The following is a 25,560-nucleotide window of genomic DNA, read 5'->3' on the forward strand; positions in this document are numbered from 1 at the left end:
GTGGAGGGCGTCAGCGCCGGCGCTGTTCGGCGACCTGGCGCCGGTGCAGGCGGAACAGATGGCGGTCCAGCGCTTCAACGAGGTCGGCGCGCAGACCGGCGAAGGCCAGCCACACTCGCGTACCAGCGTGGCCCTGTTCGCAGGCCACCACCGTCGCCGGCAAGGCCAGGTGGTCGGGCAGCCAGTCGGCCGGCTGCAGCCGCACGATCGCGGCGGCGCCCGACGGCAAATGCTGGCCCGGTTCGAGGTCGACCCGCAGGCCATGGCAGGACCAGTGCAGCCGACGATCGACCAGGCCGTCGTCGCGCCGGGCCAGCCGGCCGAGCAGGGCGAGGATCAGGTCGAGCTTGGCGTCCATGCGCTGGGCCAGCAGCGGCAGGTCGCCGTGATCCTCGCCGCCGTCGTCCTTGCGCAGGTCCTCGATGTGGGCCAGCGCCGACAGCAGGGTGATGGCCTCGGTCTGTCGGCCGGCGCCGTCGGCCGGCTCGATGGCCAGCGGCAGGTCGAGTTCGCAACTCAGCGCGTCGCCGAACAGCCGCGCTTCGGCCTCGGCCGGCGTGGTCGACGCGAGCGGACTCACGATGCCTGCTCCAGTCCGGCGTAGACCCGCGAGGCGGCGTTGGCACGATGCGCCTGCCGCAACTGCGCGGCGGCCGTGTCGCGGCGTGCGCCCAGCCTTGCGGTCAGCGCGAGCTGGGCGTCGAGCAGGGCGCGCAGGGCCGGCGCCGGCAGCGCGGCCCCGGCGGACGTGACCGTGTCCCGCAGGCGCTGACCATAGGTGTCCAGTAGGTCTGCCGCGGTCGCCAGGTCATCGTGCGCGATCGCCGCATCGAGCGCGGAAAGATCGCGATACAGGGCCTCGAGCGCGCTCATGCCGATGCGCCGGTCGCTGTGCTCGCCGCCTTGCCGGGCCCGATGGCGGCCCAGGCGGCATCGACCTCGGCCAGCAGTGCCAGCGATTCGCGCAGGCCTGCAGGATCGTTCTGCAGGTTGGCTTCGGTCAGCCGACGCACGATGTAGTCGTAGAGCGAGGACAGATTGGCGGCGATCTCGCCGCCGGCCTCGTGGTCGAGCGAACCGTCGAGATGGCCGACGATCGCGCAGGCCTCACCGATCGCCTTGCCCTTGCGCGCCTGATCGCCACGTTCCAGGCAGGCTTCGGCCAGGCGGATGCGCTCGCACGCGCCAGCCAGCAACAGGGCGACCAGCCGGTGCGGATCGGCCTCCATGACGGCGCCCTCCAACTGCGTCTGACGGTACTGCTGGGCGTAGTTGCGGGGCATCATCGGGTGTCTCCGAGCATCACTGTGAGGTCTGTGCCGACAGCGCGGTGAGCTGCTGGGCGAGATAGGTGTTGGTGGTGCTCATCTGCGCCATGAGCTTGTCGAGCGCCACGAACTGCGCCTTGTAGCGCTCGGCGACACCTTCCATCCGCGTCTCCAGCGCCTCGCGTTGCTTGGCGACGTCCTTGACCTGGCCGTCGAGGCTGTCCTTGCGCGAGGTGAATGAGCCTTCCTTGCCGACATAAGTCTTGACCACGACGTTGAGTCGGCTGGCGATGCCGGTCTCGCCGGTGAAGGCCGCCGCGATCTTGGCCGGGTTCTCGGCCATCGCGGCGTCGAACTTGGCGGCATCGAGCACCAGGTTGCCGTTGGGATTGGGGTGGCCTTGGGTCTGCAGGCCCAGGGTCTTGGCATCGAGCCCTTGCGCGGCGAGTTCGCCAAGCAGCTCGCTCATCATCCCGCGCAACTGCGAGCCGGCGCCGCGCATTTGCGCATCGCCGGTCAGCGACGACGGTGTCTTGGTCTCGGCGTTGTAGCTGGTGGCGGTGGTGATCGCGTTCAGAGCGGCGTTGTAGGCCTTGACGAAGCCTTCGACGGCCGCGCGGCTGCCGGCGGGGTTGGCGGCGACCTCGACGATGCTCGTGCCGGCGTCCTTGAGCTTGAGGGTCAGGCCCTGGACTGCGTCGGTGACGGTGTTGCTGGCGCTGGTGGTGACCAGCCCGTCGATGGACAGCTTGGCATCGGCGGCCGGGACCTGTTCGGTGAGGCCATCGACCAGGCCATGCAGATCGCTGTCGCCTTCGATCACCGACAGCGTGATCGCATGCGCCGCACCGGTCTTGGCGCTGCCCAGTGACAGATGCTGGCCCTCGTCGGAGGTCAGCAGCGCGGCCTGCACGCCGTGCTTGCCGGCGGCGGCGGTGATCGCATTGCGGATGTCGGTCAGGGTGGCGTCCTTGGCCACGGTCACCTCGACGACATCGGCGCCGATCCCGACCCGCAAGGTGCCGGCCCCGAACTTGGTGGTCTTGTCGAGGCCGTCGCCGACCAGCTTGTGCGCGGTGGCCAGTTGCTCGACCACGACCTCATAGCGTCCCAGCGGTGTATTGCCGCCGACGGTGGCGCCGAGCACGGTATCGGTGATGGTGCCGGTCGGCGCGGTGCCGGTGGTCGAGCGCGAGCTGACTGTCCGGGCACCCAGCGCCTCGGGCTTTTGCAACGCATCGAGTGCGGTCTTGAGCCCATCGAAGGCCGAGGTCACGGTGCCCAGCCCGGAGAGTTTGAACTTGGCGTTCGTCTCGAGTTTGTTCAGGCGGTTGTCGTGCGGCGCGCGGTCGGCCGCGACCAATTGGTTGACGATGCCGCTGATGTCGAGCCCAGAGCCCACGCCGCCGTAACCAAAGGAATAGTCCGCCATGTCCGGTCTCCCGTTGTCCGCTGGCGCCGCCCTGACGGGCGCGCGCTCTGGATTGGATATCGGCGCACGCGCGCCGGGCTTGAGTCGATCCAGACCATGCACATTGCGTGCCAGCGCCGCGCCCTCGACCAGTGCGGTCTTCCTTAACGCGAAACCCGCCTTCCGTTGCCGGAAGGCGGGCCTGGGTCCACCTCAGTGCGGGAACTGCGGCGCGATCAGCGCAGCAGGCTCAGCACGTTCTGCGGGATCTGGTTGGCCTGCGCCAGCATCGCGGTACCGGCCTGCTGCAGGATCTGCGTGCGCGACAGCTCAGCGGTCTCCTTGGCGAAGTCGGTGTCGACGATGCGGCTGCGCGCGGCCGACAGGTTCTCCGAACCGGTCTGCAGGTTCGCCACGACCGAGCTGAAGCGGTTCTGCACGGCGCCCAGGTCGGCGCGGGCCGAGTTGACCGAGTTCAGGGCGGCGTCCATCGCCAGGATCGCGTTCTCGGCGCCGCGCTCGGACGAGATGTCGAGCTGGGCGAAACCGGTGGCGGCAGCACCTTCGGCGAAGTTCGTCGTCGCGCCGGCGGCCAGGCCGGTCTGTTCGAGCAGGCCGGCGGCATCGTCGCCCGCGCTGGCGCCGATCGTGAAGTTGCCGTTCGCCGAGGACAGGGCGACATTGCCGTTGTCGTCGAGCGCGGCGGTCACGCCGGTGTTGTAGCTCTGGTTATTGATCGCGGTGACCAGGTTGCTGGCCCGCTCCGACGCGCTGCCCGCGGCGCCGTAGCTGATCGTGATCGCCTCGGAGCTGTCGCCCGACGGCAGCACGCCCTGCAGCGTGAAGCTGCCGGCGGTGAAGGTGCCCGCCTCGGTCTGCGCGGCGACCGAGCCGGTGATCGCGCCGGTCAGCGCGACCGCGGCGTCGGAGGCGTTGCTGAAGGTGACCACGCCGTCGGCGGCGGTGGCCGTCAGGCCTGCGGCCTGGTCGGTGATGCCCGCAGCGATCGCGGTCGCCAGCGCCTCGGCGTCACGGCCGGCACCCGCGGCGATCTCGACCTCGGTGCCGTTGACGGAGAACGTGAACGCCGCTTCCGGATCGGCGACACCGGCGGTGTCGAAGGTCAGCGTGCCCGGCGTGGCGGCGCCGCCGCCCGCATCCGCACCGCCGGTCGCGGCGACGCCGGTGACCGTGGCCGCGGTGGCGGCTTCGTTCCAGTTGCCGAGCTTGCTGATGTTGGCGTTGGCGATCTGCGCGACGCTGATCGTCTGGCCCTGGTTGGCACCGACCTGGAACGCCTGATTCTGGAAGCTGCCGTCGAGCAGCTTCTTGCCGTTGAAGTTGGTCTGCTCGGCGACGCGCTGGATCTCGGACTTCAGCAGCTGGACTTCGGCGTTGAGCGCGGCGCGGTCGGTGTCGGAGTTGGTGGCGTTGCGCGACTGCACCGACAGCTCGCGGATGCGCTGCAGGTTGTTGCCGATCTCGCCCAGTGCGCCTTCGGCGGTCTGTGCCAGCGAAATGCCGTCGTTGGCGTTGCGGGCGGCCTGGTTGGCGCCGCGGATCTGGGTGCTGAAGCGTTCGGAAATCGCCAGGCCGGCGGCGTCGTCCTTGGCGCTGTTGATGCGCAGGCCAGAGGACAGGCGCTGGATCGTCGTCGACAGGCTGGCGCTGTTGGTCGACAGGTTGCGCTGAGCGTTCAGTGAAATGGTGTTGGTGTTGATGACGGACATTGCTGGTCTCCTGGATGAGGGAATCCGGCGGTACAGGGCCTTGCCGGGTGGCTCCGCAGGGGCTTGCCGTCTCACCGGCCCTGTCCTCTGCTGAGTCCATTAACGGCGCACTGGGGCCGGGCTTTAGGGCTTTCGTCGTTTCATCGAGGTGGCGGGCCCGCGTGCGCGCTGCGGACCCGTGGCCCGGCCCGCTGCCATTGCGCGCCGAAGAGGCGTTGCCGATGCCCGCGCCGATGCCGGGCGCGGGCGGCATGACAAGAGAACACCCGCGTGGTGTGGGGCTGGGGTGTCGCGGTGTGCGGTCAGCTGTCGTCCGGACGTGGCCTGGGGCAGATCGGCATCGGGCGACATCGCCGTGCGTGCGGCGAGCGCGGCTGTACGCCCGCGAGCGTGCCGAAGGCGGGCGTGTGCCGGGACGTGACGTGACGTGCGGTTTGCGCGGTCACCTCACGCGGGCGATTCCGCCTGCGCGTGCCTACCCGCGCGGTGCGCGACGAGGCTGTCCGATCAGCGCAGCAGGTCGAACAACGACAGGCGCTGCATCTGCACGAAGCTCAGCTGGGCCGCGTCGAGCGCGACCTTTTCGAGATTGAACTGTGCGATCGCGTCGGCATAGTCGAGGTCGCGCAGGCCCGAGAGCGTGGTCTCGATCGTCAGGCCCTGGGCGTCGCGCAGGCTGTCGGCGCCATCGAGCGCGGACAGCTGGGCACCGCCGGCGGCGCGGGCGTCGATGAGGTGGTCCTGCGCGGTGGCGATGTCGCGCATCGCGCCCTGCAGCGCGTTCTGCTGCGCGGTGCGCTGTGCGTCGGTGGTCGGGTCGAGCGCCAGGGCACCGAGCAGGCGGTCGATGGTCGCGAACACGTCGCGGGTCGAGGCCGGGCCGACCTCGAAAGTATCGCCGTCGGCCGGCGCGCCACTGACCACCACGTGGACGCCATTGACGTCGATGGCCTCGCCGTCGACATGCGTGCCACTGCCGACGACCTCGCCTGCGGCATCGAGGACCTCGTAGGTGCCGTCTTCGCCGAACGCGATCCGGTATTGACCGCCGTCCCAGCGCGAGGAATCGGCGACCGAGAAACTGCCGACCCGGCCGGTGCCGGTGTTGCCGGCCTGCGCCGCGACATCGACCCGGCCATCGCCAGTGCGCACGCGCAGGAAGATCTCGCTGCCGGGCGCGGTGTCGGCGACGAACAACTGCGGCGCGACCTCGACCTGGCGCTGGGTCTGGTCGCCACCATAGGCGACGCTGCCGGCCACCCGACTGAACGGCGGGCTGCCGTCCTGGGTGCCGCCGAACAGGTAGCGGCCGGTGCCGTCGGGGCTGTTGGCCACTTCCAGCAGGCTGTCGCGCAGGCTGGTGATCTCGATGGCGATCGCCTTGCGGTCGCTGTCCGACAGCGAGGCGCTGTTGGCGCGCACGGTCAGCTCGGTGATCCGGCCCATGATATCGCCGGCTTGGGTCAGCGCACTTTCCTGCATGCCCAGCCGATGGCGCACGGCGTCGCCGTTCTTGCCGAAGCGTTCGAGTTCGGCGAGTGCGCGATCCAGCCCGACCGCGGCACCGGCGCCGACCGGGTCGTCTTTGGCGGTCAGCAGCTTCTGGCCGGTGGCCAACTGCTGCTGCAGACGTGCCAGCGACGCTTGTTTGGATTGCAGCGAGGCGATCGACTGCTGGTAGAGCATGCTGGTGGAGATGCGGTGGCTCATCGGCGAACGGCTCCCAGGATCGACTGGAATAGGGTGTCGGCGGTGGACACGATATGCGCGGCGGCCTGGTAGGCCTGTTGCAGCTGCAGCATGTTGGCCGCTTCTTCGTCGAGATTGACGCCCGAGACGCTGTCGCGGGCCGACTGCGCCTGCGTGTGCACCACCGCCTGTGCCTCGGCGGCATAGGCCGCGTGCCGCGCGGTCGAGCCGACGGCGGACGTCAGCCCCGAGATCGCACCGTTGAGGCTGACGTTGCCGCCATCGAGTAGGCGCAGGTCGTCGAGCCCGGCGAGCAGGGCGGCGTTGCCGTTGTCGCTGGAGCCGGCGCCGGTCGGACCGACGGTGAAGGTGTCGCCCGCGGCCGGCACGCCGTCGAGGACGAACGACCAGCCGTTGGCCTCGATCCGCGCGCCCGGCGTGTAGGGGAACGGCCCTTCGCCGTCGATCATGTATTGGTCGCCGTCGAGAAACTCGATGTTGGCCGGGCCGGTGAGGGCCGCCTGGGCATCGTCCACGCGCAGACCCGACGGCTTGGCGGTGCCCTGGTTGTCGAGTGCGGCATCCACACGCACCGCGCTTGCGGCGGCGATCCGGCCCGGATCGGTGATCGCCACCGCCAGCCCGCCGGCGACCTGGGCGGTGGGCTGCAGCAGGAATCGGTCCTGTTGCGCGGGCGCGCCGTCGACGACCAGCGCGATGCCACCCACGCGCAGCGGATCGTCGGCGGTGCCGGTGCCTGTGACCGGCACCGCAGCACCGGTGACCGCATCGCTGGCCGACCAGGCACCGTCGCGCCACTGCACGACCAGGTTACGGCCGTCAACTGCGGCGAGGTCGGCGACGCTGGCCGACAGCCGCGCCGACCCGGTGTTGGCGGTGTGGCCGGAGACCACCGGCGCGGGCACGCTGAAGAAGTCGCCGCCGGGTGCGCCGGTCTGATCGACGCCGGCGGCGTGCCCGGCGTTGAACCGCATGCCCAGCCCCAGTGCGATCCGGCCGAGTTCCGCCTGGGTCGGGTCCAGCACCTGGCTGCGGAATTCAAGCAGCCCGCCCAGGCGCCCGCCCATCGCGCGCTCGTCGATGCGCACCGTCTGGCCGGCGCCCTGCAGCGCCAACTGCTGCCGCTCGGGCCGGTAGGGGTCGGAGACGGTGGTCAGGCGCGAGGCCTGCGCGCCGACGACCAGCGCCTGGCCGCCGCTGGAGAACACGTTGATCGCGCCGCCATCCTGTGGCACCGCGGTGCCGCCGGTCCAGCCGACGAGCTCGGTGATCAGTTGATCGCGCTGGTCGAGCAGGTCGGGCGCGGCGGTCGTGGCGCTGCTGATCCGCGCGTTGAGCTGGGCGATCTGGCCGGCCAGCCGGTTGACCTCGGCGGCACCGGCGACCAGCCCGTTGTCGACTTCGGTCGCCAAGCGTCCGAACTCGCCGTGCAACTGCTGGAAGCGCGAGGTCAGTGCCTTGGCGTCGCCGAGCAGGCTCTGCCGCTCGGCCGATGCAGAGGCCTTGGACGACAGCGCACTGACCGCGTCGAAGAAGTTCGACCACTGTCCGGCGATGCCGGTGGCCGACTCGGACATCAGGCTGTCGACGCGGCCGGTGAGCGTGGAGAGCTGCTGCAGGCGGGCCAGTTCGCCGCCGCTGTCGATCAGCCGGGCATTGGCCAGGTCGTCGGCGACGCGGCGGATGTCGCTGATCCGAGTGCCGCTGCCGATGTAGCCCACGCCGACGTCCTGCGGCGTGCCGGTGGTGAACTCGACCTGCTGGCGGCTGTAGCCGGGCGTCTTGATGTTGGCGACATTGTGGCCGACGGTCGAGAGCGCCCGCTGGAACGCGATCAGCGCGCTGGTGCCGGTGGTGAGGACGTTGGCCATGACGGGTCCTGGCGACTAGCGGCGGGAAAATGCCTGGCCGGGCGCGTCGGCGCCGGCGAAGCGGAACGGGTGCACGGCGTCGTCGGCCTCGCGTGCGACCTCGGCGATCGTCGACAGGGCACGACCCAGTGTGGGGCCGTTGGCGATTGCGCTGATCTTGTCGGCGTAGCGCGGATCGGTGGCATAGCCGGCCTGCTGCAACGCGCTGGCGAAGCGGCGCACGTCGCCGCCCGACTCGAGCGCCTGGCGATAGCGCGGGTTCTGTTTGAGCAGTCGCACGTAGTCGGCGAAGCTCTCGGCCGGCGAGGCATAGGCGCGGAACTGCGCGCGCTCGTCGCGGCGTACGCCGTTGCGGTACTCGTGGGTGGTCGCGGTGACGCGTTCGCCCTGCCAGCCGGTGGCCTTGATGCCGAACAGGTTGTGCGCGGTCCCGCCATCGTCCTGGCGGATCATGCGCCGCCCCCAGCCGGTCTCGAGCGCGGCCTGGGCCACCAGCGCCCGGGCATCGACGCCGAGTTCGCGCGCCGCGCTCTGCGCGTGGGACCAGATCGAGGCGACGAAGCCTTCGGGCGTGCGCGTGCCGAGCCGGTCGGCAGCCGCGCGCGCGGCGCTGTCCAGCGCAGCCGCACCCGGCACCAACGCGGTGGCGGCCGCGCCTGCGGCGTCGACCGCGGGCTGCACAAGCGCCAGCAGCCGATCGATGAAGCCGTCCATTGGCGAGGCCGGGCTCGCGGTCTCGTCGGGCGCGGGCGTGCGCCCGGCGATCAGGTCGAGCGTGCGCGCACCTAGCGTCTCGGGCAGCAGGGAGTGCTCATCAGGGGCGGCGTGCGCAGGCGACAGCGGCGCGCTCGGGTCCAGCCGCGTGTCGAGCGTCGGCGCGGCCTGCGTGCCGCCCAGTTGCCGCGCGATGGTCTTGGCCAAGCCCAGTCCCGGCCCGTCGGTCAGCGACTTGGCGAGCTTCTGGTCGTAGAGGTCGCGGTAAAGCTGATTCTCGCCGGGGAACAGCGCATCGCCGAAGCTCGCATCGCGCATGCTCTTGATCAGCATCTGCGCGAACACGCCTTCGAACTGGCGTGCGGCCTCGTCGATGCGGCCGGCGTCGGGCCGCTGGCCGGGCGCAAGCGCGATGGGGGTTGGGGCGATGCGCATGTCAGATCACCTCCAGCTCCGCGCGCAGCGCACCAGCCTGCTTGAGCGCCTCGAGGATCGCGATCAGGTCGCCGGGCGCGGCGCCGACCGCATTGACCGCGCGGACGATCTCATCGAGCGAGGTGCCGCCGGCGAACTTGAACATGCGGCTGCCGTCCTGGCCGATTTCGATGTCCGACCGTGGCGCCACAACCGTGCTGCCGCGGCCGAAGGCCTCGGGCTGGCTGACGTCCACGCTCTCGGTGATGGTCACGCTCAGCGAACCGTGCGCGATCGCCGCCGGCAGCACCTTGACCTGCGCGCCGATGACCACCGTGCCGGTGCGCGCGTTGACGATGACCTTCGCCGGTGCCGAACCGGCGGCCAGCTGCACGTTCTCGACCTGCGCGAGAAAGCCGATCCGCGCCGCCGGGTCGTACGGTGCACGCACCGCGACGGTCACACCGTCGACTGCGCGCGCCGTGCCCGGACCGAAACGTGCGTCGAGCGCGGCGACCATGTTGGCGACGGTGCTGAAATCGGCGCGGTTGAGGTTGAGCGTCAATTCGCCGCTGTCGCCCAGATCCCCGGTTGCGACCCCGCGCTCGACCATCGCGCCGTTCGGGATGCGGCCCACGCTCGGGATGTTGACCGACACGCGCGACCCGTCGCGGCCCTGCGCGCCGAAGCCGCCGACGACCAGGCTGCCCTGGGCGATCGCGTAGACCTGGCCATCGGCGCCCTTGAGCGGCGCCATCAGCAATGTGCCGCCGCGCAGCGAAACCGCGTTGGCGATCGACGAGACGGTGATGTCGATCGTCTGGCCGGGTTTGGCGAACGGCGGCAGCTCGGCGTGGATCGCGACTGCGGCCACGTTCTTGAGCTGCGGATTGACGTTCGACGGCACGGTCACGCCGAGCTCGTTGAGCATGTTGCGCAGGCTCTGCACGGTAAAGGGCGCCTGGCTGGTGCGGTCGCCGCTGCCATCCAGGCCAACCACCAGGCCGTAGCCGACCAGTGCGTTGCCGCGCACGCCGCCGACGGTGGCCAGGTCCTTGATGCGCTCCTGCGCCCAGGCAGGCAGGCACGCGCACAACGCGAGCGCGACGACGAGGAACGGGCGGAAGCGGGCAGGGCGCATGACGGGACTCAGTAGGGAGACAGCCGCGAATTGAAGAACCGGCCGAGCCAGCCCATCGCGTTGGATTGGGCGAGCGCGCCGCGGCCGCCGTAGACGATCCGTGCGTCGGCGACGCGGCCCGAAGGCACACTGTTGTCGGGGGCGATATCGGCCGGGCGCACGATGCCCTGGACCTGCACCAGTTCGTTGCCCTGGTTCAGGCGCAACTCCTTGCTGCCTTCGACCACGAGATTGCCATTGGGCAGGCGCTGCACCACGGTGACGGTGATGCTGCCCTGCAGGCGATTGCTCTGTGTGCTGCGGCCGTTGCCGTCGAAATCGCGCTTGCCGCTGGCGCTGGCGCCGAGCACCTCGCGCCCACCGATCGTGACCGGGGCGCCGAACAGATTCGGCGGCGCGATCGCGACACTGCTTTCCTTGCCGACCTGGGTCGCGGCGTTGGTCTGCGCGATGGTGCTTTCGACCAGTTGGATCGTGATCAGGTCGCCGACCTCGCGCGCGCGCTTGTCGGCGAACAGCGACAGCCCACCGCCGCCGGTCTGGTAGATCGCGCCCTGGGTCGCGTATGCCGGTGCTGCGACGACCGGCTGGATCGGCGCCAGCGGCGGGTAGGGACGGACGTCCCCGGCCGCCACGCAGCCGCCGAGCAGCGCGGTCAGGAGGAGCGGCGCGAGCGCGCGCGACGCCGGATGCGGACGGACGGGCATGACGGCCTCAGACGTTGTTGTTCAGATAGCCGAGCATCGAATCGGTGGTCGAGATCGCCTTGGCGTTCATCTCGTACGCCCGCTGGGTCTCGATCATGCTGACCAGCTCTTCGACCACATTGACGTTGCTGCCTTCCAGCGCGCCCTGTTCGATCAGACCCAGGCCGTTGAGGCCCGGCGTGCCGTTCTGCGCAGGGCCCGATGCGGTCGTTTCCAGGTACAGGTTCTCGCCGCGGGCCTGCAGGCCCGCGGGGTTGATGAAGTCGGTGATCGTGAGCGCGCCGATCTCCAGCGCCTGGCCCTCGCCGGCCATCTGCACGGTGATCGTGCCGTCCTGGCCGATGGTCATCGCCTGTGCACCCTCGGGAATCTGGATGCCCGGCTGCACTGCGAAACCGCTGTTGGTCACCAGTTCGCCCTGCGGACTGATCTTGAAGCTGCCGTCGCGGGTGTAGGCGGACGTGCCGTCGGGCAGCAGCACCTCGAAGAACCCGCGGCCGTTGACCATCACATCGAGCGCGCGGCCGGTCTGCTGCGGATTGCCCTGCTGGAAATCCTTGGCCGTCGACACCACGCGCACCCCGGTCCCCAGCTGCAGCCCGGTCGGCAACTGCGTCTGCGCCGAGCTGGCACCGCCAGGCTGGCGCACCTGTTGGTACAGCAGGTCCTCGAAATTGGCGCGGTCGCGCTTGAAGCCGGTGGTGTTGGTATTGGCGAGATTGTTGGAGACCACCGACATGCGCGTCTGCTGCGCATCCAGCCCGGTCTTCGCCACCCACAGTGCCTGGTTCATCGTCGTGTCCTCGATGCGGCGCACCGCGCCGTCCGCAATCAGCGATGCAATCCCCGTGCCACCGGTCTCTAACACCGGGGTCAGAGTGCAATTTCGAGGCGACGGGATCGGGTCGTCTTGCCACGACGACGAAATTGCACTCTGACCCCGGTTCTCAGCGTCAGCCGCCCAGGCGCAGCAAACTGTTGGCGGCCTGGGCGTTGTCGTCACCGCGCTGGATCAGCTTGACCTGCATTTCGAACTGGCGTTGCAGCTGGATCATCTGCACCAGGGCGCCGGCGGCGTCGACGTTGCTTGCTTCCAGAGCGCCGGTCGTCATGACGTTGCCGACGGCCTGGGCCGGCGGTTGCTGGGGATCGGTGCTGCGCATCAGCCCGTCGAGCCCGCGCGCGAGCCGGTCGGGGGTGGCCTCGACCACGCGCAGTCGGCCGACGATCGCCAGCGTCTGCGGGCCTTCGCCGAGCGGCACGATCGAGACCGTGCCGTCCTCGCCGATGTCCAACGCCTGGTGCGGCGGCAGCGCCAGCGGCTGACCGTTCTCGTCGATCAGCGGGTGGCCGCCGCCGGTCACCAACTGACCGTTCGGGGTTAGCGCCAGATTTCCGGCGCGGGTATAGGCCACGCCGCCGTCGGCCGACTGCACCGCCAGCCAGCGGTCGGGCCGCAGCGAGACATCGAGCGCGTTGCCGGTCACCCGCTGCGCACCGACCCGGCTGTCGAAGCCCTGGTCGATGTGCATGGCGTCGATGCGTGAGGCGTGTTCGCCGCCGGGCACGCGGTAGCTCTGGGTATTGGCCAATGCCGCCTTGAAGCCGGCGGTCTCGGCATTGGCGAGGTTGTGCGCCACCGTGCCCTGCGCCTGTAGCGTGGCGCGGGCACCGCTCATCGCGACGTAGAGGGCTTTATCCATAAAGGCCGGGCCTGAGGATGAGGAAGTGGGGAGCCGAGAAACGCGGGGCGATCGACGGTCGGGGCGGGGCGGGCGTGGGCGGAACGTGCGCAGCGCGCCGCGTCATCCCCTCACGCGCCACCAGTGGCCCGGCCCTTGTGATCAACGGATGTTGATGACCGTCTGCGTCACCTGGTCCTGGGTCGAGATCATCTGTGCGTTGGCCTGAAAGTTGCGCTGGGCGACGATCATGTTGACCAGCTGCTCAGTCAGGTCGACGGTCGACGATTCCAGCGCGCCGGCCTGCAACTGGCCGAAGTCTGCGCTGTCGGGCACGCCGGTGCGCGAGGCGCCCGAGTCGTAGCTTTCGGCCCAGAAGTTGTTGCCCTGCGATTGCAGCCCCTGCGGGTTGACGAAGGTCGTCAGCGCGACCTGGCCCAGCGCGGCATCGGCACCGTTGGAGTAACGCGCGAACACCACACCGTCGGCGGCGATGCTGATCTCGTCGAGCTTGCCGGCCGCGTAGCCGTCCTGGCGGTTGTCGCGTAGCTGGAAGCCGTTGCCGTACTGGGTCGAGCCGCTGACATCGAGCGTCACCGCGACCTCGCCGGCCCCGTTGCCCGGCGCGAACGGCGTCAGCACGATGCGGCCGTCGGCGGGCGTGGCCAGCGCGCCGTTGTCGGTGAAGGCGAGCGTGGCGACATCGCCCACGCGCGCGCCATCGATGTAGGTGTGCACCTGCCATTCGTTGGCGACGTCGGTCTTGACGAAGTACGAGGTCTGCACGTGGCTCACGCCCAGCGAGTCGAACACGGTCACGCCGCCGCTCGAGGCGGTGTAGCTGTTGGGCTCGCCCGGATCGAAGGTCGCGATCGATGGCGGTTGCGCGTTGCCGGGCAGGGTGAACTTTAGGTTCACTGCGGTGGTGGCGCGCGGCGGGCTGTCGGTGGTCAGCAGTTGCAGGTCGGTGACGCGGCCGATGTCGAAGCCGGTGCCGTTGGCGCTGGGCGGATAGACCTGCAGACGGGCGCCGTCCGGCGTGCCGATGTAGCCCTGGTTGTCGGCCTGGAAGTTGCCGGCGCGGCTGTAGAGCCGGGCACCGTTCTTGTTGAGGGTGAAGAAGCCCTCGCCGTCGATCGCCATGTCCAGGTTGCGCCCGGTCGGCGTGATGTTGCCCTGGGAAAACTGCTGGGCGACGTTGCTCAGCTTCACGCCCGAGCCGATCGCATTGCGGGCCAGCCCGTAGGACGTGCGCGAGAACAGATCGCCGAATTCGGCGCGCGACTCCTTGAAACCCGTCGTATTGACGTTGGCGACGTTGTTGGCCGTGACGTTGAGGTCGGCATTGGCTGCGTTGATGCCGGACAGGGCGGTATTGAAGCTCATGGCGGACTCCGTTGAGGTCGGGCGCGAATGAAAGGGCGGTCAGTTGACGCGCAGCACGTAGCCGATTGGCGCGGTGCCCAGGCCGTCGAGGTCGAGGTAGAGGCCGTCGCTGCCGACCGACACGCTGTCGACGCGGGCGCGCACATAGGTGCTCAGCACCGAGGCCTCTCCACTGCTGGCCAGGTGGCGCGCGGCGATGCCATAGGTCCCGGCCGGCAGCCGGTTGCCGGCGGCATCGGTGCCGTCCCACGCGAACGCAACCTCGCCGGCGGCGGTGGCCGGCACGCTGAATTGATGCACGACCTGGCCGTTGGCATCGGTGACGTCGAAGTTCACGATGCCGGTCGACGGGGCCGCGACCAGGCCGGTTGCGCTGCCTTCGCTCGGCAGCGCAAGCTTGGCCGATGGCAGCACCACATCACGGCCCACCAGGCTCGCGCCGCGCAGCAACTGGTCGCTGGCCATCGCATTGGCGAAACCGTCGACCGAGCTGTTGAGGTCCTGGATGCCCTGCACGGTCGAGAACTGCGCCAACTGGCCGAGGAACGCGCTGTTCTCCATCGGCTTGAGCGGGTCCTGATGCTTGAGCTGTTCGGTCATCAGCCGCAGGAAATCGGCCTGGCCGAGCGCGGCGTCTTTCTTGTCGGCGGCCTGGCCGCCCCCGCCCAGACCGAGGCTGTTGGCGATGTCGCCGGAGATCGTGCTCATCAGCGGCCCATGCTCAAGGTGGCGACGGCCAGTTCCTTGGCGGTGTTCATCATCTCCACGCCGGCCTGGTAGCTGCGCGAGGCGGAGATCAGATTGACCATCTGCGAGACCGGGTCGACATCGGGCGCGTACACATAGCCCTGGGCATCGGCGAGCGGGTGACCGGGTTCGTAGCGCTGGATCGGCGGGGTGTCGCGCTCGACGATGCCGGCGACCTGTACGCCGGTCAGCGCCGGGTCGCTGGCATGCGCGCTGGCGCGGAACACCGGCTCGAGCGGCCGGTAGACCTGCTCGGGCGAGCCGGCGACCGAGTCGGCGTTGGCGAGGTTGCTGGCCAGCGTGCTCAGGCGGACCGATTGGGCCTGCATGGCCGAACCGGCGACATCGAAGATCGGCAGGTTGCTCATCGGTTACTGTCCGGTGATGGCGGTCAGCAGGGTGCGGACCTTGGATTCGAGGAAGCTCAGCGAGGCGCGGTACTCCAGCGCCGCGCGGCCGTAGGCGGCGCGCTCGGCATCGGGATCGACACTGTTGCCGTCGAGGCTGGCCTGGGCGGCGGCGCGTGCGACCTCGAATGGCGCCAAGGCGTCGGCGCCCGGCAGCGGGATGTGGTCGGCGCGCTCGCGCAAGGGCGACTGCCCACCGGCTTCGCGTGTGCGCGCGGCGGCGGCCAGTGCGGCGTTGAAGTCGAGGTCGCGTGCCTGGAAGCCAGGCGTGTCGGCGTTGGCCAGGTTGCTGGCGATGAGCTTCATCCGCTGCTCGCGCAGCGGCAGCGCATCGGCCTGCAGCCCGAGATAGGACGAGATCGGATTGGACATGGTCGGCCTCCGGCGGAGTTCGCCGGTGACCGTGCAAGCGGCGTGCCAAGGCCTGCGGCGCAGCGGCCGCGGCTGGGCTCAGGCGGCGACGAGTCGTCCGCCAGCCGCGTCGGCGACCTCATGCAGGCGCTTGAGCACCTCGTCGGCGAGGTCGTGCGGGCTGTATTTGGCGACGAACGCATTCGCGCCCACGCTTTGCACCATCGAGGTGTTGAACACGCCCGACAAGGAGGTGTGCAGCAGCACGTACAGATCGGCCAGGCCGGGGTGGCGACGGATTTCCGTCGTCAGCGTGTAACCGTCCATCGCCGGCATCTCGATATCGGAGACGATCATCGCGTAGCGCTGCGAGGGCGGCTCGCCGGCCGCATGCAGCTGCAGCAGGTGGTCGAGCGCCTGGCGGCCGTCGGACAGCAGCGTCACCCCGACGCCGAGCTGGTCGAGCACGCTGCGGATCTGCTGGCGCGCGACCCGCGAATCGTCGACCACCAGCACCTGCATCGGCGGCGCGTCGGCCGGCAGCGCGTAGTCCGGGGACAGATCGGCGTCCATCCGCGCCTGTGAGATGTCGGCCAGCACGCTTTCCACGTCGATCACCTGGATCAACTCGCCCTGGTAGCGCGTGACCGCGGTCAGATAGCCGCCATCGGCGCCGAGGTCCGGCGGCGGGTGCACGTCCTCGACCGCGATGTTGACGATGCGCTCGACCCCGCTGACCAGAAAGCCCTGGACCGAGCGGTTGAACTCGGTGACCACCAGGTAGCCGGGCGGGGCATCGTCGCTGCGTTCGGGATGGCCGATCGCGACCCCCAGGTCGAGCACCGGCACGCTGCGACCGCGCACGTCGGCGACGCCGGCGAACTGCGCCGGCAGTCCCGGCACCCGGAACAGATGCGGTCGGCGCAGGACTTCCTGCACCTTGAACACGTTGACGCCAAAAACCTGACGTCCGCCGAGACGGAACAGCAGCAGCGCCAGCCGGTTGTGGCCGGCGAGGCGGGTACGCTGGTCGATGCGGTCGAGCAGATCCTGCGACATGCCTGCGGTATCGGCCCGGGGGCCGGCGACTTGAGCCGAAGGTCGATGCACGCCGGCACGCCGCTTGCATCGCCGGCACTATCTGTTCGTCCGAGAGAGCCCCGCCATGACCGCCTGCCTGCTGCGTCCCGCCAGAACGGCCTGGCGCCTGGCCGCCGCGCTGCTGGTATGCGCCGCAGCCGTCTCGGTCGTGGCGTCGGATGCCTTCCAATCGGTCGACGCGATCCGCCTGGCGGCACTGTCGGCGGTCGAAGGCGGCGAGGCCGAGGCCGCGCTCGACCCGGCCCTGCGCATGCCGCGCTGCGCCGAGCCGCTGCAAGCCACCCGTAGCGGCGGCGCTACCGTCGAGGTGAGTTGCCCGGCCGGTTGGCGGCTGTACGTGCCGGTCCGCGTGCGGCGCAGCCAGACCGTGCTGGTGCTGGCGCGCGGCGTGGCTGCAGGTCAGACGATCGCGGCCGATGACCTCATTGCCGAACGCCGCGACGGCGCGCGTGTGGCCGGCGCCGCGGTGGCCGATCCCGCCGAGGCCATCGGTCGCAGCGCCCGCCGCACACTGCTCGCCGGCAGCGTGCTGACCGCAGGCGACCTGGTGGCGCCGCGGCTGGTGCGCCGTGGCGACACCATCGCCCTGGTCTCGCGCCAGGCCGGCATCGAGGTGCGCATGGCCGGTCGCGCACTCGGCGACGCCGGCGAGCGCGAGCGGGTCAGCGTCGAGAACCTGTCCTCGCGCCGGGTGGTGCAGGGCATCGTCGACCCGTCGGGCGATGTGGTCGTCGGACGCTGACCGATGCGGCGACCCGACACCGCGCGCCGATCGGCGCTAAAGCTCCGCGGACGGCGGCCGATACCGTCCACGAACCCATTCACGCACTTCGTGTCAGGATCCCTGCCATGACCCACAAGATCGATGGACTCCAGTCGCCGACCGTCCGCAGTGCCGCGTCCGTGGCCGGCGCCCAGGTGGCCCGCGCCGGTGACAGCCGCGACAAGGCGGTCGAAGCCGCCAGCGCCACGGCCGGTGACAGCCTGCGCCTGACCGGCGAGGCGACCGGCCTGCAGGCGTTGCAGCGCGACCTCTCGACGCGGCCGGCGTTCGATGAGCCGCGCGTCCAGGCCTTGCGCGAGGCGATCGCCTCGGGCAGCTACCGCGTCGACGCCGAGGCGATCGCCTCGCGGATGCTCGATCTCGACGCCCGCCTGGACGGCTGATCCGATGACGGCGGCACAGGACAGCCTGGCCCGTCTTGCGAGCGCGCTCGCCGACGAACGCGAGGCGCTGATCTGCCACGATGTCGGCGCGCTGATGCGCTCGACCCAGGACAAGATCGTCGCGCTGCGCGAGCTCGAGCGCTGCCCGGCTGGCGAACTGGCCGGTCCGCTGGCCGAACTGAGCGAACTCAATCGCGCCAACGGCGCGCTGCTTGCCCGCCGCCGCCGTGAGGTGAACTGGGCGCTTCGGCATCTCGGCCGCACCGAAAGCCTGCCCGGCTACGACGCACAGGGCCGCGCCGAGCGCGATTGCCGCAGCCGCGAGCTCGCGGTCGCCTAAGCGCTCGCCGCCTCCGGTTAGAATCGCCGGGCGTCCGTAGCCGGCTCTTTGCAGTGCCTCCGATTTCCGATCCTGTCGCCGCACCGCCTCCGACCATGCCCACTTCGGTCCTGTCCTGTATCGAGGAGGGCGTCTACCTCTACGGCGGCGACGGTCGCCTGCTTTATGCCAACCCCACCGGCGATGCCTTGCAACGCCTGCATCCGACCTGGGCCGACGACGCGTGCCGGCTTGATGCGTTGCTGCCGGCGCAGGCGCTGGAGCAGGCCGAGACCATCGGCCGCTGGCGCGACCAGATCGCCTTCGGCGAAGGTATCCAGGTCGCCGCGCGCCTGTATCGGCTGGCAGCCGATGACGGGCGCTATCTGCTGGTGCTGCAGGATCCGGCCCGGCCGCGGCGGGGCGACGACGAATTGCTACAGCGCCACCGCGAGCTCAACGTCCGCTTCAATGCGGCGCAGGAGCAACTGCTGCAGGCCGAAAAGCTGGCCTCGATCGGCCAGTTGGCGGCCGGCGTCGCGCACGAAATCAACAACCCGATCGGCTACGTGCACTCCAATCTCGGCAGCCTGCAGGAGTACGTCGGCAACCTGTTCGCGCTGATCGACGTCTACGAACGCGCGCTGCGGACCGACGACCCGCAGGCGATGCGCGCGGAGATCGACGCCACCCGCGAACGCCTGGACATCGACTTCATCAGCCGCGACCTGCCGCAACTGTTGACCGAGTCGCGCCAGGGCATCGAGCGGGTCACGCGTATCGTCCGCGACCTGCGTGACTTCTCGCGCTCGGACCGCGAGCACGCCTGGCGTCTGGCCGATCTCCACGCCGGCCTCGAATCGACGATCAACATCGTCTGGAACGAACTGCGCTACAAGGCCACGCTGGAGAAGGACTACGGCACGCTGCCGATGGTCGAGTGCCTGCAGTCCGAGCTCAATCAGGTGTTCATGAACCTGCTGCTTAACGCCGGGCAGGCGATCGAAACCCAAGGCACCATCGCCGTGCGCACCGGGCACGACGGCGAGGAGGTCTGGGTGGAGATCGCCGATACCGGCAACGGCATTCCGGCCGAGATGCTGCAGCGGATCTTCGATCCGTTCTTCACCACCAAGCCGGTGGGCAAGGGCACGGGCTTGGGTCTGTCGATCTCCTACGGCATCGTCGCCAAGCACCACGGCCGGATCGAGGTCGACAGTACGCCGGGCGCCGGCAGCCGATTCCGCATCGTACTGCCGGTGCGTCAGCCGGGCGCACACGCCTGAGTCAGCCTGGCGCTGCGCTCACTCTGCGCTGTCGCGCCCACTCTGCATGTCGTAGGTCCTGAACGCTTGGCGGATGTGGTCGCGCAGCACGTTGTCATCCCAGGGTTTGGTCAAGAACCGGTAGATCGCACCGCGGTTGATCGCCTCGGTCACCGTGGCCAGGTCGGTGTAGCCCGAGAGCACCAGGCGGATGGTGTCGGGATAGAGCATCTTCACCCGGCCCAGGAACTCGGTGCCGTCCATCTCCGACATGCGCTGGTCGGACAGAATCACCTGCACCTCGTTGGTCGCCAGCAGGCCGAACGCATCGCGCACGTTGCCGGCGGCCAGGATCCGGTAACCGTCGCGGCGGAACAGCCGCACCAACGCCCGCAGCACGTTCTCCTCGTCATCGACGAGCAGCAGCGTGCGATGCGATTTGGTCGCAGTGAACAGTTCCGGACGCAGATAGCGGCGACGCAGCGCCTGGCCCGCGGTCTCGGCGCTCATCGGCTCGCCGAACAGATACCCCTGGAAGTAGTCGCAGTCGGCCCGGCGCAGGAAGCCGAGCTGGGCTTCGGTCTCCACACCGTTGGCGATCACCTTCATGCCCAACTGGTGGCCCATCGCGATCAGCGCGCGGACGATCGCGGTTTCGCGGCTGCCCGCAGGCGCGGCGTTGATGAAACTGCGGTCGATCTTGAGGATATCGGCCGGATAGCGCACCAGCGCGCCCAGGCTGGCGTCGCCCGTGCCGAAGTTGTCGAGCGTGACCCCGATGCCTTCGTGGCGTAGCGTCGAGACCGCGCGATGGACGACATCGATGTTCGCCCCCAGCGCCCGCTCGTTGAGCTCGAGCACCAGCGACGAGGTCGGCAGGCCGGCCTGCTGCATGCGGCCCAGCAGTCGGTCGACGAACGCCGGATCGAGCAACTGCTGCGTGGTGACGTTCATGCCGACGAAGAAATCGTCGAAGCCCTGCTCGCGCCAGGCGCGGATCTGCGCGACCACGCGATCGAGCATCCAGTTGCCGATCTGCAGGATCGCGCCGATCCGCTCGGCGGTCGGCAGGAAGCGTTCGGGGAGCAGCAGGCCGAGTGTCGGCGACTGCCAGCGCAGCAGCGCCTCCATGCCGATCACGCGCCCGTCGCGGGCGCTGATCTTGGGTTGGTAACGCAGCCGGAATTCGCCATTGGGCAGCGCCTCGAGAATCTGCCGACCGATGCCGTTCTCGCCCTGGCTGCGATCGGCAGCCGCATTGCTGTGCAGTTGGACGTGTTCGTAGACCGCATGCGAGGCCCGGCGCACAGCGTTCTCGGCCAGTTGCAGCAGGATTGAGGGCTCGGTGCCGTGCTGCGGGCACAGGCTCACGCCGACCTTGGCATCGAGGAAGAGCGTGTAAGGCAGGACTTCGAGCGGACGCTCGATCTCCTCGACCAGGGCTTCAGCCAGTGTCTGCGCCGAGGCCGGGGCGTCGTCGGGGAGCCAGGCGGCGACGACGAACTCGTCGCTGCCGTGGCGCCACACCGTGCCCTGTTCGCCCAGGCTGGCCTGCAGTCGAGCGCCGACCGCCTCGAGCGCAGCGTCGCCGACGTCCGCGCCCATGTTCTGGTTCACCGAGACGAAGTGGTCGATGTCCACATGCAGCACCGCCAGCGCGCCGCCGCGGGTCCTGGCGTCGCGGATCATCCGCGCCAGGGCAGGGTGGCCGGCACCCAGACGTTCCAGTGGCGCAGAGAGAAGCGGCATCGTGGAATTCTACCGGCTGGCCGCCGCGGTCACGGCGCCGCCTGCACGTCGTAGGGCAGCCGCGCCTCGATCCGGGTGCCGCCGGTGCGCGATGAGGCCGCGTCCAGGTGGCCGCCGACGCTTTGCGCACGTTCGCGCATGATCACCAGGCCCAGCCCTTTCGGTGTGGCGTCGGGAAAGCCGACGCCGTCGTCGCCGACATGCAGGCACAACGCGCCGGCATCTTCGTACAGCCGCAATGCGACCCGGCTCGCCCGCGCGTGCCGGACGATGTTGGTCAGCGCTTCCTGCGCGATCCGAAAACACGCCTGCTCGACCTCGCGGGCCGGCCGGCGCGCCAACGTCGCGACCTCGACCTCGGCCTGCAGGGCGGCGTTGCGCAGCTGCCGCTCCGCGTGTGCGCGCAGCGCGGCTTCCAGACCCAGCGCGTCGAGCTGCGGCGGACGCAGCAGCACCGAAATGTCGCGCAAGCGCTCGATGGTCGCATCGGCCAGCGTCGCGATGTCCTCCAGGTCGTCGCGGCGGCGCAGCGCGTCGGTCTCGACCAAGGCGCTGCCGGCGGCCAGCTTCATCGCGGTGACCGATTGCCCGACATCGTCGTGCAACTCGCGCGAGATCGCGCGTCGCTCGTCTTCCTGCAGCGTGAACATGCGCGCCGCGAGCGCGCGCAGTTCGGCGTTGCTGGCGGCCAGGGCATCGCGCATCCGCTCCACCTCGCTCAGGTCGCGCAATACCACCAGCACGCACTCGGTGTCTTCATAGCGCGTGCGGCTGGCGGTCAGCGAGGCACGAAAGCCGGTCGCGTCCTGTCGCCGCATGCGCGGGGCCAAGGCGGCGCTCATGTGCTCGGGATCGGAGAGCAGCGCATCGAATGCCGCCCGGTCCTCGTCTGCGACCAGCGTCGCGACGGCGACGCCGGTCATCGAGCCGGGGTAGCCGAACGCGGCCGCACAGGCGGCATTGGCGTGGCGGACCTGGCCGCCAGTGACCAGCAGCGTGCCGTCGGGCAATCGCTCCAGCAGGTCGCGCAGTTCCCGGTCGCGCTCGATACGCCGGGCGCCGGCCAACGCGCGCGCGTGGTCTCGGACCAGGGTGTCGGCCTGGCGTCGCAGCCACCAGCCGGGCAGGCCGGTCGCCGGAATCAGCAGCAGCGCGGCGACCAGCAGCCGGCCGTCAAACGGTCCAGCAGCGGGCAGCGACGCGGGCAGCACGGCGCAGACTGCGAGCCACGCCAGCCCGCCGAGCAGGCAACCCAGCCAGACGCGGCGACCGAATGCGGCGAATCGGCGACGCAACGCCTCGTCCTGGCGCCGCGCGGCGCGGACGTTCCTGTTTCCCGACCCCATTTGATCGACTGCCCCGTACATCGTTCGCCCACGAGTCTACCGGGCTGTTTTTGACAGCGCTCAATTTCGTCCCACGGTCGCCGCTAACGGACGGTGAGCCAAGTCGCGATCCGCGACCTACCAAGCCGACACGGAGCGAAGCGGTCCAGATGGATGCCGGCGTCATCTCGAGTCTTCTCGATCACCCGCTGTCCGACGGGTTGTTGCTGCTCGACCGCGGCGGGCGCTGCCTGGTCGCCAACCCGGCTGCCCGGCGGCGGGGTCTGGACCGTCTGGTGGAACTGCACGCGCCGTCCCTGTCACTGCTCTATGCGCGATTGCTCGACGGCGAGCACGCGATCGCCTGCGAACTGCCGGGACCCGACGCCCCGCTGTACGGCCGGCTGCGCGCGATATCGGTGGACGGCGCCGGGCCGATCGCGTTCTCGCTGAGCGTGAGCCTGTCGGAGGATGTCGAAGACTGGCTGGAGGCGGCCGAGGCGGGCGGGCACGCGCTGTGGCTCTGGGACGTGCGCCACGACCAGTTGCGCGGCTCCGGGACCTGGCATGCGCTCGTCGGTCATCGCGATGGCGCGCCGCTGTCGTTCGAGGAGATGAGCCGCCGCGTGCATCCTGAAGACCGCGGGCGGATGCGCGAGACGATCGGTGCGTATCTGGCCGGGCGCGAATCGGCCTATCTGTGCGAGTACCGCTGCCTGCAGCCCGCCGCCGGCTGGCGCTGGGTGCGCGACAGCGGCCGCATCATCGCCCGCGACGCCCAGCGCGTGCCGCTGAAGATGGCCGGCACGCTGACCGTCATCGACGACCAGAAGCGGCTGGAGCAACGCCTGCGCGAGCAGCGGCGCCTGGTCGAGGACACCCAGCGCCTGGCCGGCATGTCGAGCTGGAGTTGGGCCCCGGCCTCGGGCCTGGTGCACAGCGCGCCCGAGCTGCGGCAGTTGTTGGGCGTGGGCGAGGGCGGTTCGTTGCGCGTGTGGCTGCGGCGGATCCCGCGCGTGCAGTTCCCAGCGCTGCGCACCAGCTGGCGCTGCCTGCGCGAATGCGCCAAGCCCGCGCATTTCGACCTCGTGGTCGACAGCGTCGCCGGCCCGGCGCACCTGCAGATCTGGGCCTCGCCCAGCGGCGACGAACACGAGAGCGGATTGCCGGCGCGGGTGCTGGCACAGGTCCAGGACGTCACCCGGCAACGGTATGCCGACGCCGAGGCGCACCGGCGCGGCGACTTGCTGCGACGCGTCGCCGAGCTCGGCCGCATCGGCGGCTGCGAAGTCGACGCCGCCACCCGTCGTCTGCACTGGACCGGCGAATGCGCCGGCCTGCACGGCCGCGAGGAAGAATCGCTGGCGCTCGACGAACTGCTGCGCCACTACACCACCGAATCGCGCGAGATCCTGCAGGTGGCGATGAGCCGCACTGCGGGCGGCGCGCCCACCCAGACCATCGAGCTGTGCTTCTATCGGCCCGACGGCGCGCAGGTCTGGACCCAGGCGGTGGTCGACTACGAGTCGGGGGACGGCCGACCGGCGCGCTGGCTGGTGCTGTTCCGCGACATCTCCCGCGAGCGCGCGGCCAGCGAACGCATCGAGCGTCTGGCGCATTTCGACGCGCTGACCGGCCTGCCCAACCGCACCCGGTTGCGCCAGGACATCGAGGCGGCGCTGGTCGCCAACGCGGGCGCCTACCAGGCGCTGTTGCTGCTCGATGTCGCCGGCTTCGGCGGCATCAACGAGGCGCACGGCCATGCGGCCGGCGACGTCGTACTCAAGGCCATCGCCACCCGGCTTCACATGCTGGTCGACGCCGGCGACCTGTTCGGGCGTGTGGGTGCCGACGAGTTCGTGGTGCTGCTGCAGCAGGGCGAAAGCCGTCACGATGTCGCCAGCAGTGCGCAGCGGATCGTCGCCGGGCTCTCGGATCCGGTGCCGGTCGGCGGCGAGATCTTGCGCTTCGGCATCAGTGCCGGCATCGCCGTGCGGCCTGCGGGTGTGGGCTTCGACGAACTGCTGCGTGCCGCCGGTGTCGCGTTGCATGGTGCGCGCCAAGGCGGACGCAATCGGGTCGAGTTCTATAGCCCCGACGCCTGGCGGCTCGCCCGGCGGCGGCTGGATGTCGAGCACGCGCTGCGCGGTGCGCTCGAGCACGAGGAATTCACGCTCGCCTACCAGCCGCTGGTCGATATCGCGCGCCGCAGTGTCTCGGGCGTCGAGGCGCTGCTGCGCTGGCAGCACCCGGAGCTCGGGGTCTGCCCGCCGGACGAGTTCATCGGCATCGCCGAGGCAACCGGCGACATCGCCGCGATCGGCGATTGGGTGCTGCGCGAGGCCTGTCGCCAAGCGGCTGCGTGGGAGGCGGCCGGCATTGCGTTCGGCCGCATGTCGATCAATGTCTCGGCCGTGCAACTGCGCGATACCGCATTCGCCAGCCGGGTGCTCGCCGCTTGCGCCGAGGCGGGCTGGCCGCCGGCCCGACTGGAACTCGAATTGACCGAATCGGCGCTGTTGCACGACACCGAGGCCTTGCGGGCCTGCTTCGACATGTTGGTGGGCGCCGGTGTGGCGCTGGCCATCGACGACTTCGGGACCGGGTTCTCGAGTCTGAGCTATCTGAGCCGCTTCCCGGTGGGGCGGCTCAAGATCGACCGCAGCTTCATCTCCGAACTCGGAGGTTCGCGGCGTGCGGTCGAGGTCGCCCGCGCGATCATCCATCTGGGCAAGGCGCTGCGCATGCAGGTGCTGGCCGAGGGCGTGGAGTCGATGGAGGACGAGCGCCTGTTGCTCGAGTATGGCTGCGACGAGGTCCAGGGGTACCTGTACTCGCGCCCGCTGCCGCCGCGCGAGATGGCGCGCTGGCTGCTCGCGCATCACCAGGCCGTCGACGGCGCCACAGCGCGCTGACCCAGCCGCCGGGCGCGCGAAAACCGGGGTCAGAGTGCAATTTCGACTCGCAAAATTGCACTCTGACCCCGGTTTTGCAAGGCGTCGTGTCGAGAACGAGACAGGCACGCCATCGGCGAGAAGCGATCCGGCGTGCGGGCGAGGGCGCGTCACTGGCGCGGCGTGTCGACCTTCGAGTTT

Annotated in this window: 24 protein-coding genes; 5 read left to right on the forward strand and 19 right to left on the reverse strand. The window is 69.9% G+C overall.

The features are described from left to right. Positions 1 to 10: 10 nt before the first annotated feature. From MNO14_RS07945 to MNO14_RS08030, 17 genes are all read right to left on the reverse strand, one after another. The gene (locus MNO14_RS07945; RefSeq protein ID WP_241946143.1) at positions 11 to 580 is read right to left on the reverse strand and encodes a PilZ domain-containing protein; all 570 of its coding nucleotides are present in this window, start codon (positions 578 to 580) and stop codon (positions 11 to 13) included. Beyond that, positions 577 to 873, reverse strand: coding sequence for a hypothetical protein (locus tag MNO14_RS07950; protein WP_241946144.1), 297 nt, complete (start codon positions 871 to 873; stop codon positions 577 to 579). Before MNO14_RS07950 ends, MNO14_RS07945 begins: the two co-directional genes overlap by 4 nt. Further along, on the reverse strand, positions 870 to 1,286 hold the full coding sequence (fliS, locus tag MNO14_RS07955; protein WP_241946145.1) for a flagellar export chaperone FliS: 417 nt from the start codon (positions 1,284 to 1,286) through the stop codon (positions 870 to 872). Before fliS ends, MNO14_RS07950 begins: the two co-directional genes overlap by 4 nt. 16 nt (positions 1,287 to 1,302) lie before the next feature. Continuing rightward, a complete protein-coding gene (gene fliD, locus MNO14_RS07960) occupies positions 1,303 to 2,700 on the reverse strand; it encodes a flagellar filament capping protein FliD (protein ID WP_241946146.1) in 1,398 nt (465 codons plus the stop codon). Between the two features lie 215 nt (positions 2,701 to 2,915). After that, positions 2,916 to 4,409, reverse strand: coding sequence for a flagellin (locus tag MNO14_RS16665; RefSeq protein WP_305879411.1), 1,494 nt, complete (start codon positions 4,407 to 4,409; stop codon positions 2,916 to 2,918). Positions 4,410 to 4,916: 507 nt separating this feature from the next. Beyond that, on the reverse strand, positions 4,917 to 6,119 hold the full coding sequence (gene flgL, locus MNO14_RS07975) for a flagellar hook-associated protein FlgL (RefSeq protein ID WP_241946147.1): 1,203 nt from the start codon (positions 6,117 to 6,119) through the stop codon (positions 4,917 to 4,919). Further along, positions 6,116 to 7,990, reverse strand: coding sequence for a flagellar hook-associated protein FlgK (gene flgK, locus MNO14_RS07980; RefSeq protein ID WP_241946148.1), 1,875 nt, complete (start codon positions 7,988 to 7,990; stop codon positions 6,116 to 6,118). The genes flgL and flgK overlap by 4 nt, the downstream gene beginning before the upstream one ends. Positions 7,991 to 8,005: 15 nt before the next feature. Further along, a complete protein-coding gene (flgJ, locus tag MNO14_RS07985; protein WP_241946149.1) occupies positions 8,006 to 9,139 on the reverse strand; it encodes a flagellar assembly peptidoglycan hydrolase FlgJ in 1,134 nt (377 codons plus the stop codon). 1 nt (position 9,140) lies between these two features. Continuing rightward, positions 9,141 to 10,259: a flagellar basal body P-ring protein FlgI gene (locus MNO14_RS07990; protein WP_241946150.1), complete on the reverse strand. Its 1,119-nt coding sequence runs from the start codon at positions 10,257 to 10,259 to the stop codon at positions 9,141 to 9,143. An 8-nt stretch (positions 10,260 to 10,267) separates the two neighbouring features. Beyond that, positions 10,268 to 10,966 (reverse strand): flagellar basal body L-ring protein FlgH, encoded by a 699-nt coding sequence (gene flgH, locus MNO14_RS07995; protein WP_241946151.1) that lies wholly within the window; start codon positions 10,964 to 10,966, stop codon positions 10,268 to 10,270. Positions 10,967 to 10,973: 7 nt separating this feature from the next. Continuing rightward, positions 10,974 to 11,759, reverse strand: coding sequence for a flagellar basal-body rod protein FlgG (flgG, locus tag MNO14_RS08000; protein WP_241946152.1), 786 nt, complete (start codon positions 11,757 to 11,759; stop codon positions 10,974 to 10,976). A 160-nt stretch (positions 11,760 to 11,919) separates the two neighbouring features. After that, entirely contained in the window at positions 11,920 to 12,669 is a 750-nt protein-coding gene (locus tag MNO14_RS08005; protein ID WP_241946153.1) for a flagellar basal body rod protein FlgF, read from the reverse strand. Positions 12,670 to 12,810: 141 nt separating this feature from the next. Further along, positions 12,811 to 14,034, reverse strand: a complete 1,224-nt coding sequence (gene flgE / locus MNO14_RS08010; RefSeq protein WP_241946154.1) for a flagellar hook protein FlgE — start codon at positions 14,032 to 14,034, stop codon at positions 12,811 to 12,813. Between the two features lie 39 nt (positions 14,035 to 14,073). Beyond that, positions 14,074 to 14,742 (reverse strand): flagellar hook capping FlgD N-terminal domain-containing protein, encoded by a 669-nt coding sequence (locus MNO14_RS08015; protein ID WP_241946155.1) that lies wholly within the window; start codon positions 14,740 to 14,742, stop codon positions 14,074 to 14,076. Next, positions 14,742 to 15,149 (reverse strand): flagellar basal body rod protein FlgC, encoded by a 408-nt coding sequence (gene flgC / locus MNO14_RS08020; protein WP_183426912.1) that lies wholly within the window; start codon positions 15,147 to 15,149, stop codon positions 14,742 to 14,744. The genes MNO14_RS08015 and flgC overlap by 1 nt, the downstream gene beginning before the upstream one ends. A gap of 3 nt (positions 15,150 to 15,152) precedes the next feature. Continuing rightward, positions 15,153 to 15,560, reverse strand: a complete 408-nt coding sequence (flgB, locus tag MNO14_RS08025; protein ID WP_241946156.1) for a flagellar basal body rod protein FlgB — start codon at positions 15,558 to 15,560, stop codon at positions 15,153 to 15,155. A 78-nt stretch (positions 15,561 to 15,638) separates the two neighbouring features. Beyond that, on the reverse strand, positions 15,639 to 16,598 hold the full coding sequence (locus MNO14_RS08030; RefSeq protein ID WP_241946157.1) for a chemotaxis protein: 960 nt from the start codon (positions 16,596 to 16,598) through the stop codon (positions 15,639 to 15,641). Positions 16,599 to 16,704: 106 nt separating this feature from the next. On the opposite strand from MNO14_RS08030, the gene flgA reads away from it, so the two are divergent. The 4 genes from flgA (at position 16,705) to MNO14_RS08050 (ending at position 19,412) form a co-directional block, all read left to right on the forward strand. Then, the gene (flgA, locus tag MNO14_RS08035) at positions 16,705 to 17,382 is read left to right on the forward strand and encodes a flagellar basal body P-ring formation chaperone FlgA (RefSeq protein ID WP_241946158.1); all 678 of its coding nucleotides are present in this window, start codon (positions 16,705 to 16,707) and stop codon (positions 17,380 to 17,382) included. Between the two features lie 107 nt (positions 17,383 to 17,489). Then, positions 17,490 to 17,807 carry a flagellar biosynthesis anti-sigma factor FlgM gene (gene flgM, locus MNO14_RS08040; protein ID WP_241946159.1) on the forward strand — a complete coding sequence of 106 codons (318 nt, stop codon included), beginning with the start codon at positions 17,490 to 17,492 and terminating at the stop codon, positions 17,805 to 17,807. 4 nt (positions 17,808 to 17,811) lie between these two features. Further along, the gene (locus MNO14_RS08045; RefSeq protein ID WP_241946160.1) at positions 17,812 to 18,147 is read left to right on the forward strand and encodes a flagellar protein FlgN; all 336 of its coding nucleotides are present in this window, start codon (positions 17,812 to 17,814) and stop codon (positions 18,145 to 18,147) included. A 95-nt stretch (positions 18,148 to 18,242) separates the two neighbouring features. Continuing rightward, positions 18,243 to 19,412 carry an ATP-binding protein gene (locus MNO14_RS08050; protein WP_241946161.1) on the forward strand — a complete coding sequence of 390 codons (1,170 nt, stop codon included), beginning with the start codon at positions 18,243 to 18,245 and terminating at the stop codon, positions 19,410 to 19,412. An 18-nt stretch (positions 19,413 to 19,430) separates the two neighbouring features. Here the strand turns inward: MNO14_RS08050 and MNO14_RS08055 are convergent, their stop codons facing one another. Further along, complete coding sequence (locus MNO14_RS08055; RefSeq protein WP_241946162.1) at positions 19,431 to 21,140, reverse strand: EAL domain-containing protein; 1,710 nt, start codon at positions 21,138 to 21,140, stop codon at positions 19,431 to 19,433. Positions 21,141 to 21,169: 29 nt separating this feature from the next. Beyond that, positions 21,170 to 22,435 (reverse strand): sensor histidine kinase, encoded by a 1,266-nt coding sequence (locus MNO14_RS08060; protein ID WP_241946163.1) that lies wholly within the window; start codon positions 22,433 to 22,435, stop codon positions 21,170 to 21,172. 200 nt (positions 22,436 to 22,635) lie between these two features. Here MNO14_RS08060 and MNO14_RS08065 point away from each other — a divergent pair, with 200 nt between their 5' ends. Further along, entirely contained in the window at positions 22,636 to 25,380 is a 2,745-nt protein-coding gene (locus MNO14_RS08065) for a GGDEF domain-containing phosphodiesterase (RefSeq protein WP_241946164.1), read from the forward strand. The last annotated feature ends 180 nt before the right edge of the window (positions 25,381 to 25,560 follow it).

The sequence above is a fragment of the Luteimonas sp. S4-F44 genome (assembly GCF_022637415.1).
Taxonomy (GTDB): Bacteria; Pseudomonadota; Gammaproteobacteria; order Xanthomonadales; family Xanthomonadaceae; genus Luteimonas.